This window comes from Clostridium magnum DSM 2767 (assembly GCF_001623875.1).
Lineage (GTDB): Bacteria > Bacillota > Clostridia > Clostridiales > Clostridiaceae > Clostridium_AM > Clostridium_AM magnum.
Map to the genome: position 1 here is coordinate 517,353 of NZ_LWAE01000002.1, position 14,012 is coordinate 531,364.

7 protein-coding genes are annotated in these 14,012 nt (G+C 34.6%); all 7 read left to right on the forward strand.

Features of this window, described 5'->3' with window-relative positions:
* Positions 1-165 precede the first annotated feature (165 nt).
* On the forward strand, positions 166-2,169 hold the full coding sequence (locus CLMAG_RS09980) for a hypothetical protein (protein ID WP_066621626.1): 2,004 nt from the start codon (positions 166-168) through the stop codon (positions 2,167-2,169).
* A 623-nt stretch (positions 2,170-2,792) separates the two neighbouring features.
* On the forward strand, positions 2,793-3,599 hold the full coding sequence (locus CLMAG_RS09985; RefSeq protein WP_066621628.1) for a hypothetical protein: 807 nt from the start codon (positions 2,793-2,795) through the stop codon (positions 3,597-3,599).
* A 12-nt stretch (positions 3,600-3,611) separates the two neighbouring features.
* Complete coding sequence (locus CLMAG_RS09990) at positions 3,612-4,055, forward strand: hypothetical protein (protein WP_066621630.1); 444 nt, start codon at positions 3,612-3,614, stop codon at positions 4,053-4,055.
* 9 nt (positions 4,056-4,064) lie between these two features.
* Positions 4,065-4,652 carry a hypothetical protein gene (locus tag CLMAG_RS09995; protein ID WP_242872994.1) on the forward strand — a complete coding sequence of 196 codons (588 nt, stop codon included), beginning with the start codon at positions 4,065-4,067 and terminating at the stop codon, positions 4,650-4,652.
* A 28-nt stretch (positions 4,653-4,680) separates the two neighbouring features.
* Positions 4,681-8,004, forward strand: a complete 3,324-nt coding sequence (locus tag CLMAG_RS10000; protein WP_066621635.1) for a CFI-box-CTERM domain-containing protein — start codon at positions 4,681-4,683, stop codon at positions 8,002-8,004.
* Between the two features lie 143 nt (positions 8,005-8,147).
* On the forward strand, positions 8,148-12,029 hold the full coding sequence (locus CLMAG_RS10005) for a cell wall-binding repeat-containing protein (RefSeq protein ID WP_066621637.1): 3,882 nt from the start codon (positions 8,148-8,150) through the stop codon (positions 12,027-12,029).
* A 58-nt stretch (positions 12,030-12,087) separates the two neighbouring features.
* Positions 12,088-13,941 (forward strand): cell wall-binding repeat-containing protein, encoded by a 1,854-nt coding sequence (locus CLMAG_RS10010; protein ID WP_066621641.1) that lies wholly within the window; start codon positions 12,088-12,090, stop codon positions 13,939-13,941.
* Positions 13,942-14,012: the final 71 nt, after the last annotated feature.

A 14,012-nucleotide genomic window follows, 5' to 3' on the forward strand; every position in this document is an offset into this window, starting at 1 on the left:
TTTCCTCAATTTTCCGATGACTACCCGCTCTAATACTTCTCTTCCTATCGTCAGAGAAGTATTAGAGCGGGTACGTCCCTGGATTCGTTCAACTAAGAATCAGATGAGATTTGAAACCTCACCTGATTCAAGTTTACACTTCATAACAGTACGGAGGGAAGCACAATGAAAAAATCCAAGATGTTCACATGCTTTTTATTTACGCTAATTATTGTTTTTGTATGCAGTATTTCTGTGTCTGCGAATGTATGGGTATTCGGTTCGTCCGGGACGGGGAATAACCCCTTCACGGCAAAAGGCTTTGCTATAAAAACAGAAAGTGGTCAAGTTAAGTGGCTGTACAGTAAGTTTTCCAACGGTGGATACGATGCCAACGGTGATATCATTATGCAGGACGGGGGAACTAGCTATACAGGTAACGATTGGGGATTGAAGTATATAAGTGCTGCGAAGTCCGATGGAAAGTCCTATGATCTCTTTGCAATGACCAACAGGAATCCGAAAGTTTATAATTATATGTTTGCTTATAAAAAGCAAAGTCAAAAGGGTAAATTTACCCCTATATCAAACTTTACCTCGTGCTTAGGGGCTCCTATTCAAACCAGTGTAGATTTATTGGAATTTCCAAATGGGATCGATCATGAGTTGGCAATCCCCATTAACAATTTTGTTTTTGAACCCGGTACTTTATATGAATTTGGTTTTCAGCAGGGTATGAGGGCAAATAATGGAATTTCACTGGTTTTGAGTGGTGACAGCATCGGTCATTATTATGGTTATCTTAAGTATCCTTTTTCTCCAGATGAGCAGGCATTATATGACAGAAAGAAATATGAGGAATACCAGTTTATTTCAAGCTACACACCAGTTGCCGGAACGGATTATTTTAACGTAAACTTTGTACCTATGAGGTTTTCCGTACAGACCTTTGCCGATTTATCCGCTTGGAATACCACTGCGGCAGAGGTACAGTCATTTATAGATGGTATGACGCAAAGCAATTATGACAGCGGTAGGTGGTCTAAAACTAATATCGACAATTTAAAAGCAGAGCTCAGTTCCATGCAGAATGAAGCGGATAACGTAGTGAAATATCAGCTGAAAGCGGAGGCAGACCAAAGCATAGCCCAAATGATAAATAAAATTACCAATGATATGAATTCAGCAAAAACAACAGATATGACAAAACTTGATGCAAAGCTACAAGCTGCCAAGGATTTTTATGACGATGCAAAAAACAATGTTGGAACTGAAGTTGGTAACTATTTAAAGGAATCGGTAGATACCTTAAAGCAGACCATCGATACCGCAAGTGCCATTACCAATCAGAGTCCGCAATCGGATATCGACAGTGCTGTCAAAGAACTTGATAATGCAATCATTAATGTAAAAGCATCACAGAAGACAGATAAAATCGTATTAAATGATTATGTCAATGGAATTACAGTAACGTTAAACAGAGGCAGCGTACCAGATAACGTTTCTTTGATTGTCAACAGAGTGGATGCTGCGGATCAAAGATATAGAACTTACAAGGATTCCATTGGAGAAAATGTAAAAGAAATCGAAATTTTTAGTTTACTTTTATATTCAGGTGACAAGAAAATTCAGCCAAGTAAGCCTATGACAGTTCAGTTTCCTGTACCTGACTCCATGAAAAGCAATGATATCTCGGCTTACTTATCAGGGGACGATTTAAAGTCAGGTAAAGTATCATCCGTTCGTATGGAAAGCTTTGTTCAAGTGAACAGTAGCACCACCGGCTATTTTTCATTGGTGAGTTCTGGCAAAGCCATAGTGACTTCTACCGCGGATAATTCAAAGACTGATGACAGTTCAACAGAAGCTGTCACTAAGACAGCTTCCAAGGACAATGTTAATGTAACCAAGCAAACAGATTTGAACACGAAAAAGAACTCGTACGAAAAAGAAAAGTTACTTGACATTACTGCCGGAGCAGGAAATACGACAATGTCTGTTACACTAAAGGGAGAAAATAGACCGCAAGAAAAAATTGCCGTTACAGTAATTCCAGTGTCTGAGGTTTTGAAAAAAGGTAATCCTTTTTGGCTGCTGTTAAGCGCAGCGGTATTGGGGATTTTTGGCGCAGTTAACGGCGGAGTCCTAATTATTAGGAAAATTAAAAAAGGAGTAAGTCTCCGACGGTAAAAATGTATTGGATTACATCACTAGTACTTTAAGTAAAGTTAAAAACATCTATATATGAAAAAATAAAAGATAGGAGTTGCTAAAAGTGGCCCCTATCTTTTATTTTCTATAACTTATAAATTATTCTGTTTTATATGTTTATTTTAAAGGTTTGATCTTAGATTTTATACAAAAAAGCATTTTACAATTCGAATTTTATATGAATGATTTAACGTTTTATGATATTTATCTACCAATAGTACTAATATTGTGGAAAATTGTTTGTTGAAATTTTGTTATTTCATACAAAATTATAAAATAGCAATAATATCGAATATTGAAAAAATAATCCATATGTATTATAATGGGGTAAAACATGGTATAACATTAAAAATGTGTTAAAAAAATGGTGATTTCCATTATTATATTATGTTTTATTATGTTTCTCTAAGTCGATTTTATTTAAGTGATGTACGTAAACGGAAGAAACGTTGTTATAAGTAATAATATTGTATTAAGTTGGTAGGTGTAATCATAACATATATGTAGGTTTAAGGATGATTTTATAATATAACTCATGAATTCATAATAATGCAACCGATGTGAATATGGTTTTTAATAATATTTTTAGAAAGGAGCATAAAATGAAAAATTTCAAACTAAAGTATGTTTTGTTTTTAATTGTTTTTTTATTCAGCAGCTTATTTATTAATGTAAGTGTTTATGCTGTAGGTCTTGGCATTCCTGGTTCAAGCGGGGGCAAGCCATTAAGTTATGTTTCTTGTACGCTTGAAGATGGAACCAAAGTAGATGGTGGAGAGATATCAGCTTTGCAACCCAAATTTACACTGCAGTTTGACAAGAATATTGTTGACATGCTTGTTTGGGAAAAAAACAGAAAATCTGTCAGTATGTCTACAGATAATAACACAAATGTTGCCATTGATGTGAATAAAATAGATGATACTGTTGATTTTGATCATAGACAGCAAATTTTTGTACAACCCCTAAAGCCATTAGAACCAGGGAAAACTTATCATATCAAAGTTGGTCCCAATTTAATAGCTAAGAATCTTCAATCTACTCTTGGTGTTACTACTGGGGGAAAAGGTATAGATGTTTCTTTTAAGACAAAGAAACAAAAAACGGCCCAAGGTACAAACACAACATCAGTTTCTAATCAAAATACATCCCCTAAAGACAATGAAATAAAGAATTCAGAACAACCTAAAACAGAAAATAGTAATAGTTTAGAATCAAGTAATAATTCGAATAAACCATCAGCAGAACAAAAAGTAGGAGACAAAACTGTTAACAAAACAGAAAGTCTAATGGGAAACATGTCTACTTACTGGTTAGACTTTGTCATAGGGTTATTTATAATTGCATTGATAGCATTTGAAGTTATTAGGAGAAGAAAAAAAGGAAGGAGTAATAAGCCGAAGGTTTAGAATAAGTGCATTATGAAAGAGAAGAAAAATATAGTTATTAGTATATTGTTAATTATTTTAATTACAGCTGGCTCATACTTGTTGGAAAGTGTAGTAAAGAAACAAGGGGTAAACTCCGCCAAAATTATTAAGATAACAGAAAACAATAAGGTGGCTGCCTTCATTAGTGCAGAGGTATTGAAGCAATTGATGGAACAGTATATTGAGCAAGGGGAAAAAATTACGGATAAAGGACCATCATTACAATTAGTAATGAATGCTGCTGGTTATAGTAATTTTAAACAAATTGTTGTAAAAGGCAAAGTAGACAATAAATCTATTACTCTTAATAAAAATGATATAAATGACAAACTAGAGTTATATTTAGAAAACAATGGAACTGTAAACTTATATGAAAAAGGCAATAATTCAAATTTTATAGTTAAGGGAATAACGGAAATAAGCGTGGAAAAATAGTTTGAAAGGATGATGATATTGAAGGATGAAATAAAAGCAGAAGTCGTTGATAATTTGCCGCTGCAAAGATATATGTTTAATATGAACCTTACAGATGTACTAAGATCTACTATGTTTGGAGCTCTTGATGCAGTAGCAAACGATATATTACATATGCCTCTTCGAATGCCTGGGCATACAAGTGTTTGGTGGATGGGTATTCTTTTGGTAGGAAAAGGTGTTATACCAAAATTCGGGTCAGGAATAATAATGGGAATAGTATCAGGTGTACTTGCTGTTATTTTTGGACTTGGAAAAGAAGGAATATTCGTCTTTTTTAAATACTTTATACCAGGCTTATTAATTGATATTATTGCTCCTTTATATAGACACAAGCTCGAGTCAGTGGTTGTAGGAGGTATATGCGGAGCTTTAATAAGTTTGTCAAAACTAGCAACCAGTATGGCTGTTGGAATTATTGTAAATATACCATTGTTATTTCTCACATTAGGACTAGGTTATGTAGCCATCTGTCATGTGATATATGGTGCGATTGGAGGTGTTTTAGCGGCTATTATTATTAAGCGTTTGAAACCAAGATTAAGTAATTGGGATTAAATCTTTTCAAAATAAGGGGGGGACTTTTATGACACACAGAGCAAAGATAAAACATAACTATTTGGCAATATTTATGAGCTTCATTATGATATTCTCGTCTCTGCTGATAAATGTACAGCCGATTAAAGCGGAGACGACTACACCAACCATTGTTAGCGCAATGACAGATCATATAGGTAAAAAAATAACCTTGACCTTTGACAAAGATATGGCAGATCCGTCGGGGAGTCAAGGGCTGTTCAACGTATTAGTAAACGGAACTTCTGAATCAGTTACGAGTGTGACTTTGGGTAGTGATTTAAAGCAAGTTGTACTGAATATGTCTAAACCAATAGGATATTTGCCAACACCAAAAGTAATTACTTTGAATTATACAAGAGGTAGTGTTGCAGCGGTAGATGGAAGCTTGCTGGAAAGCTTCACAAATCAGGCGGTAACTAATAATGTTATTTATTTGCAAATGGTTGATTTTGATTCAACTGCTACAGAAATTGGATATGATACAGATACATCAGATCCATTAAACCCTACATTGAAATATAAATATGATAATAAGGTAGATTATGACAATGTTAAGTTAGCATGGTATTTGGTCAATGGATTTTTTAACCCCATGGTAGATGACCTTAACAATCATGTGGAATTTTATGAAAAAGACAGTGGAGCTAAAGTAGTACTTCCAAATATACTAACCAGACCGAATAGCGCCGCAACCTATATAGACGGAACTACTAAAAATCAACAGATAGTAACAGACTGGTATTTCTGGCAGATACAAAACCATGCACCTTTGGGATTAGACTTGGTAAGTCAAGCTCTTAAGCCTTCTACCACTTATGTGATTAAAATAGACAAAGGTTTTGTATTTAATAATGGTCTCACTACTACAATGACTTATTATTTTGAGTTTACCACTACAGCAGACTCCTCAACTAAGCCTTGTTGGGAAACTGGTAGCAGTGTTACAGCATCTAATGTGACTGAGAACAGCCTGACTCTAGGATGGCCAACAGCACAGGATAATCACGGTGTAACAAGCTATAACATATACAAGAATGATGTGCTTTTGACTACAGTAGATGGAAGCACTACATCATATGATGTTTCTAATCTTTCATCTGGAACAAAATACAAGTTCAAGGTGGAGGCAGTGGATTTTGCTAATAACCATAGTAGTGAATGTCTTGAAGTGTCACAAGTAACACTAGGGACACCAGCAGCACCTGCAGTAGCAGCAGATGATGTAAATAATACTATTACTGGTATTGATACAACGATGGAATTCAAAGTGGATAGCGCTGAAGGATATAATCAATATAATGGATCAAACTTGCCAGATTTAAGTGGAGAACATACAGTTTTAGTAAGAGTAGCAGCAGCAGGAAACAATCCAGCAGGAGAAGATACAACATTAAGATTTACAACACCACTAACCATTGTTAGTGCAGAGACAGATCATATAGGTAAAAAAATAACTTTGACCTTTGACAGATCTATGAAAGATCCAGCAGGAACACAAGATCAGTTCACAGTAATGGCGAAATCAATAACGGCATTGCCTCCAGTAGGTGGGAAGCCTAAAAATGATTATGTATCCGCGGCTGTACCTGTTACAAGCGTAGTTTTAGGCAGCGATCCGAAACAAATAATACTAAGTATGTCAAAGTGGGTTTCTGGTCCGATTACTGTCAGTTATACAAAGGGCAGCGTAGAAGCAGCAGATGAGATTTTGTTAGAAAGTTTTTCCAGTAAGTCAGTGACAGATAATAATGTTACCACTGGGGAAATGGTTGCTTTTGATTCTGAAGCTGCAGAAATTGGATATGATACAGATACATCAGATCCATTAAACCCTAAATTGAAATTTAAATACGATAATCTAATAGATTATGATAATGTGCAACTAGCATGGTATTTTTATAATGGATTTCCTGGAACTAAAATGGATGGTAATGTAAGAGATTATGTAGAATTTCGTGAAAAAGACAGTGGAGAAAAGGTAGTACTTCCAAATTTACTTATCTATGATGGTTCGGCAACCTATAAAGATGGAACCCAACAACCTCAAAGAATATTAACAGACTGGTATTTTTGGCAAATACAACATTATGTGCCTTTAGGGCTAAACCTAGTAAGTAAGTCACTAAAGCCTTCTACCACTTATGTAGTTGAAATAAAGAAAGGTTTTCAATTTAATAATGGATCAAGCATAAAGAAAACTTACTCCTTTGAATTTACCACTACAGCAGACTCCTCAAGCAAGCCTTATTGGACAAGCGGCAGTAGTCTTGTAGCTTCTAATGTTACTGAAAACAGTATGACTCTAGTATGGCCAGCAGCACAGGATAATCACGGTGTAACAAGTTATAACATATACAAGAATGATACACTTTTAACTACAGTGGATGGAAGTACTACATCATATGATGTTTCTAATCTTTCATCTGGAACAGAATACAAATTCAAGGTAGAGGCAGTGGATTTTGCTAATAACCATAGTAGTGAATGTCTTGAGGTAACTCAAGTAACACCGACAGCACCAACAGCGCCACCAGCACCAATTGTAACTAACGATGATACTGCAAATACAGTATTAGGAATGACGGCAGGAATGGAATATAGCTTAGATGGCGCTGGATATGTAGCATATGATGCAGATACATTTAGTGCAATAGACTTCAGTGGAAATCATACATTGTTTGTAAGAGTAGCAGCAGAAGGAGCTAATCCAGCAGGAGATGTTACAACATTAACTTTTACAGCTAATGAACCAACAATAGTAAATGTAACAGGAATAACTTTAGACAAGACAAATGCTACAGTGCAATTAGGCAAAAACATTACTTTAACTGTAACAGTGTTGCCAGATAACGCAACAAATAAAAATGTAACATGGAGTTCAAGTAATTCTGATGTAGCAACAGTAGATCAGACAGGAAAAGTTACAGCTGTAAAAGAAGGAAAAGCTACAATAACAGCAACTACAGAGGATGGAAACATAACAAAACAGTGTGAAGTAACAGTAATTATCGATGAATGTTTTATAGCAACGGCAGCATATGGTTCTAAATTCCAACCATCAGTTCAATTGTTAAGACATTTTAGAGATGATTACTTGCTAACTAATAATATTGGATCAGCTTTTGTTAAGTTCTATTATAAAAATTCACCACCTATAGCTAATTTTATAGCACATAATGAAGTACTAAAGACTACTGTAAGAGCATTTTTAACTCCTTTCGTAGCAGCTGTTTATGGATTATATCATCCTATAGTTGCTTGTATGGCTTTAGTATTAATATGTATGTTAGTTTTAGTGAAAAGGAAATACAAGTTCCATAATAAATTATAGAAAAATATTTTTATTATAGAATTTAAACTTACAAGATAAAACAAAGATTTTAAAATAAGCTCTAGGCACGAAAATTCACAATGTGGATTTTCGTGCCTAAAATAAAATTTAAGTCACCGACTTAAATAGATAGGTGGTTTTATATGAAATATAGAATAAAAAATCAAAAATCAAAAAAACAGCAATCCTTTTTAGCATTAATATTAACTATGATTATGCTGTTCTCATCTCTTCTGGTGAATATAAAGCCAGTGAGGGCAGATGCATCTGCACCAGCAATCATAAGTGCAAGTACAGATCGTATGGGTAAAAAAATAACCTTGACCTTTGACAGATCAATGAAAGATCCTTCAGGAACACAAGATCAGTTTGCAGTCTCTATAACTGGTGGCGCTACTACATCTATGCCTGTTACGAGTGTAGCTTTAGGTAGTGATGAAAAACAAATACAACTGAATTTGTCTAAATCAATAGCATATTCATCCTCACTAAATATTGCTCTTGATTATACAAAAGGCAGTATTGAAGCAGAGGATGGAACCTTTTTAGATAGTTTTGTAAGTAAGCCGGTTAGCAGCAGTATCCTTTCAGGGTTAAATATAATTGATTTTGATTCCACTGCTACTGAAATCGGCTATGATACATCAGATCCAGAAAATCCTATATTGAAATATCAATACGATAATTTGATGGATTATAACAATGTGAAGTTAGCTTGGTATTTTACAAATGGGTTTTTTAGAACTTTTGAAAGTAATTTAGCAAATTATGTGAAGTTCTACGAAAAAAATACTGGTACAGTAGTTGACCTTCCTAATGAAGTTACTGTTGGAATAAATCCAGAAACGGGTGAACTTACTAATCGATATATGGAAATTACTGACTGGTATTTCTGGCAAATTCAAAATCGAGCTCCTTTAGGACTAGACCTAAAAAGTACAGTGCTTAAGCCTTCAACCACTTATGTAATTGAAATAGATAAAGGTTTTACATTTAATAATGAAAATAAGACCACAATGACTTATTATTTTGAGTTTACTACTAAAGCAGATCCATCCAATACTGCAACTGACATAAACATTGACAGTCCTAATAATATTATTGAGATTGCATCTACACCGGTAGATGAACAATTTACTTCAACGGTTTATGACCAGAGTGGGAACCAATTGTCAGGACAGAATATCAATTGGACAGTAGCTGATAATCCTATAGGTATAAGTATCAGTAATACAGGAGTTCTAACCGTTCAGCCCTTTGCATCTCCAGGTACTATCACCATTAAGGGGACAGCAATTGGAACCACTGTTTCAAGTACCAAGCAGGTTGTAATAAAAGAGCATGCTATTTCATCTGATGTTACTACAGCTGCAGGTATTTCTAATGATGTGGTGATGACTACTTCCTCTAGCAGTATTGTAGCTATTGATAATCAATTACTTCAAGAAATTAAAGATAAAACTATGGTTTTAACTAATAGTAACAATGTAAAGCTTCAATTAAAACCAGCGGATCTTATATTAGGGACAAGTACTCTTAATGATATAACACAACTTCAAATTGGAAGTATTTCAGTAGATGAAGCAACCAAAACACAATTAATTACAGACAGCACATTGAGTAATCTTTCAGGAGGTACTTTCAGCTCTGCTGCTGTTCCTTTCAAGTTAAGTGCTGCAGCTATTTTAAGTAGCGATGTGCAGCAAATAACAAGCTTTAATAATCCTGTTACAGTATCTATTCCTGTACCTTCAGGATTAAGTTTGTCAGATAATCAGACTCTAAGAGCTTGTCGCTTCAATACCACCACCGGTAAATGGGAAGACAAGGCTTCCGCTGCCATAAGTGATGGATTTATAACTTTTGATACTTCAGAATTTAGTTATTGGACTGTGATGATTAAAACTGTAAGCAGTAGTGGAGTAGGTTCTGGTGGCAACTCAGGAGGAAGTTCTAGTGGAAGTACTACCAATCCTACTTCAGGCAATGGAACAGGAATTGGCTTTGGTGTTGGCATTCCTAAGCCATTAAAGTATGTTGGATCGTACCTGACTACAATTACTAATGACGTTTCGTCAACTGGAGCATCTGTAGATAATAGCACTAGTGTTCCACTTTTGCCAACTATAAAAATGGTGTTTGATAAGAATTTGGCTAACTCAGTTGTATGGAAACAGAATAAAGCTTGTTTTACTTTAGAGGATAGTTCTGGAGAGACAGTACCCATAGATGTTTTTTGTATAGATGATGGGATGGATTTTGAAACTGGGGAGATTACTGGTGAGGGGAATTTTGAGGAAAGACGTAATGTGTTTATTAAGCCAGTAAGTTCTTTAACCCCTGGGGAAACTTATAAAATTATAGTGAGTCCTAAGCTTTTAGCTAGAAACATGGGTTCAGTTCTTAGTGATACTACAAATGGTAAAGGAGTTGTTGTTACTTTCACCACAGTGAAGGATGGAGCAGTAGGGGCAACTGCAAATACACCTTCAGTAAGTATTTCTGTAGAAACTAAAACAGACAGCAACTCAAATGTGGTAGCTACAGTGGATTCATCAAAAATTAAGGATAATGTAATTAACGAAATCCAAATTAAGGAGCCAAAGCCTGAAAGTAGGATTCAGGTGCAGATACCTGTAGATGCTGTGAAGAAGGGATTAGCAGGCTTTGGAATTAATACTGACTCAGTTAAATTGAACATACCAGCAGGTGTAATAGATGCAAGCAGCTTAAGTAACGGTACAATACTGCAGATTTCTAAGAATCTAATGCCTACAGCTGATGCTGCGACATTATTAGCAAATGTACCTCAGGGAACTAAGAATATTGGTAAGGTCTTTACTTTCAGTATGGCTGTTTGTGACAGTAACAATAATGTAATAAACGATATTCATAATTTTGCAGGCGATAAAAGCGTGGCAGTAACAATCAACCTTAGCAGTGATGATATTAAAGGAATGGATACATCAAAAATTTCTGGATTTTATTTTGATGTTGATTCCAAGAGTTGGGTAGATATTGGCGGCAGCTTTGACGAAAAATCAATGACATATACCTTTAATACTACTCACTTTACGGACTTTACTATTATGGAAAAGTCTTCAGCCTTACTAGAAAATATAAAAAGGTTAGCGGGAGTTGATAGAATAGGGACTTCCATAGCAATTGCTAAAGAACAATTTAAAGATAAAGCACCGGACGCAGTTGTATTAACTACAGCAAATAGTTTCCCGGATGCACTATCAGGTGAAGGATTAGCTTATAAGTATAATGCACCAATGCTTTTAATAAATAAATCTGTCAATGAAAGTAAAAATGTGCTTGATTACATCACCAGTACTTTAAGTAAAGATAAAAACATTTATATATTAGGAGGCGCAGGAGTAGTGGGTGATGATGTTTCGGATTATTTAATCTCTCAGGGATATAAGGTAGTCAGAATTGCCGGTAATGACCGTTATGAAACAAACCAGAAGATTTTTGATACTCTAAATGTAACTACAGGGACTTCTATTGTTTTAGCAAATGGAAATGGCTTTGCAGATGCACTCGGTGTATCAAGTATTGCAGCATTAAAGGGCTATCCAGTGTTATTAAGTGAAAAGAATAACCTATCAACTAATGTTATAAATGATATAGCTAATATACAGCCAACAAACCTGTACATTATAGGAGGAATAGGATCACTTAGTGCTGATATTGAAGCTCAGATTAAAAATATGAATGGAAACATAAATATAGTAAGGTTAGGTGGAAATGACAGATACGAAACTTCAATGAAGATAGCAGAGTATTTTAACTTAGATACTGATAATATAACTATAGCTAGCGGAAGTGATTTTCCAGATGCTTTAAGTGGAGCTGTGCTAGCTGCAAGGAGAAATTCAGGTATACTGCTTATAGATAATACAGATACAACTAGGCAAAAAGATTTATTAAATAAACGGGATGTAAAGAATGTAATTGTATTTGGGGGAGAAGGAGTAATAAGCAGTGATATAGCAAATTCATTAATGGAGAAGTAAGTTATACAATATAAAAAGGTCCTAGGTACTAAACTCATCATAGGAGTTTAGTGCCTAGATGAAATTTAAGTTTCAGACTTTAAGGAATGGGGTGGTTATTATAAAATGCAAAATAAATAATGAAAGAACAAAAAAACAGCAGTCCTTTTTAGCTTTATTATTAACTGTAATAATGTTGTTCTCATCTCTACTATTAAATACTCAGCCTGTAAGAGCAAATACCAATGCACCTACTATTGTAAGTGTAAGTACAGATCATATAGGTAAAAAAATAACCTTGGCCTTTGATAGAGCTATGGCAGATCCTTCAGGAACTGAAGATCAGTTTACAGTGTCAGTAAATGCAGGTAAAATTACTTATACTTATCCTGTTATAGACGTTGCTATGAGTAGTGACAAAAAACAAATAATACTGAATCTATCCGTTCTCAAAGGATACGTGCCAACAGATGTGATTACTCTAAGCTATACAAAGGGCAGTATTGCAGCAGAGGATGGAACGCTGCTGGAGAGTTTTACTGATATGAAGATAAATGGTAATTTTGTATCAGGAGTTAACTTGGTTGATATTGAGCCATCAGCTACTGAAATTGAATATGATCCGTCTGTACCAAAATTGAAATATCGTTTTGATAATTTAATGGATTATGACGATATAAATCTTGCTATATATCTTACTAATGGCTTTTTCAATACTTTTGTAGATAACTTGAATAATTATGTGAAGTTTTATGAGAAGGAAACTGGTACTATAGTGTCACTGCCGAATAAAGTTACACAGCCAATTGCTAATAGATACATGGAAGTTACTGACTGGTACTTTAAACAAGTTCAGGGCAGGGTTCCGTTAGGTTTGTATTTGAAAAGCACATTTCTTAAACCTTCTACTACTTATATTATTGAAGTACAAAAGGGTTTTACCTTTAATAACGATAATAAGACTACAATGACATATTCTTTTGAATTTACTACCACAGAACATTCCACAGCAAGTGTGCCTAGGAATTTGCAAAGGATAGCGGGAAGTAGTAGAACAGAGACTTCCATAGCAATTGCTAAAGAAGAATTTAAGGATAAAGCACCGGATGCAGTTGTATTGACTACGGCAAATGGTTTTCCAGATGCACTGTCTGGTGCAGGATTAGCCTATAAATATAATGCACCAATGCTCCTGGTAAATAAATCTGTTAATGAAAGTAAAAATGTGCTGGATTACGTTATAAACAATTTAAGTAAAGGTAAAAACGTATATATATTAGGCGGTGAAGGTGTTGTCGGTACTGATATTTCAGATTATTTAACCTCCAAAGGGTATAATGTAATCAGAATTGGCGGTAGTGACCGTTATGAAACAAATCAGAAGATTGTTGATAATTTGAATGTAGCTAAAGGATCAACTATTATTTTAGCATCAGCAGATGGTTTTGCAGATGCACTTAGTGTATCAAGTATTGCAGCCCTAAAGGGTTACCCAATATTGTTAAGTGGTAAGGATAGCCTACCAGCCAATGTTGTAAGTGACATAACTAATATACATCCAGCACACCTGTATATTATAGGAGGAACCGGAGTACTTAGTACTAATATTGAAGAACAGATTAAAAACATAAATGAGAATATAAAAATATCAAGATTAAGTGGAAATAACAGATATGAAACTTCAATGAAAATAGTAGATTTCTTTAAATCTACTGGTGATACTGTAACTGTGGCTAGTGGAACTGATTTTCCAGATGCTTTAAGTGGTGCATTATTAGCTGCAAGAAAAAAAACAGCAATACTGCTTATAGATAATATGGACTTAACTAAACAGAAAGATCTACTAAAGAAAAATAGTATAAATAATATAATTATATTTGGTGGAGAAGGGGCAGTAAATAGTAATACAGTAAAAGCATTAACGCAAAAGTAAATAAGCTAAAAAATTGTAGTTTTGGGGAGTACAATCTTAAAATGAGGTTGTAGTCCTCAAAATCACATATA

What these genes read in the sequence shown, in the direction of transcription:
- CLMAG_RS10005 (WP_066621637.1), top strand. Translation starts at nt 8,148, where the DNA reads ATGAAATATAGAATAAAAAATCAAAAATCAAAAAAACAGCAATCCTTT.
- CLMAG_RS10010 (WP_066621641.1), top strand. Translation starts at nt 12,088, where the DNA reads ATGAAATTTAAGTTTCAGACTTTAAGGAATGGGGTGGTTATTATAAAA.
- CLMAG_RS09980 (WP_066621626.1), top strand. Translation starts at nt 166, where the DNA reads ATGAAAAAATCCAAGATGTTCACATGCTTTTTATTTACGCTAATTATT.
- CLMAG_RS09990 (WP_066621630.1), top strand. Translation starts at nt 3,612, where the DNA reads ATGAAAGAGAAGAAAAATATAGTTATTAGTATATTGTTAATTATTTTA.
- CLMAG_RS09985 (WP_066621628.1), top strand. Translation starts at nt 2,793, where the DNA reads ATGAAAAATTTCAAACTAAAGTATGTTTTGTTTTTAATTGTTTTTTTA.
- CLMAG_RS09995 (WP_242872994.1), top strand. Translation starts at nt 4,065, where the DNA reads ATGATGATATTGAAGGATGAAATAAAAGCAGAAGTCGTTGATAATTTG.
- CLMAG_RS10000 (WP_066621635.1), top strand. Translation starts at nt 4,681, where the DNA reads ATGACACACAGAGCAAAGATAAAACATAACTATTTGGCAATATTTATG.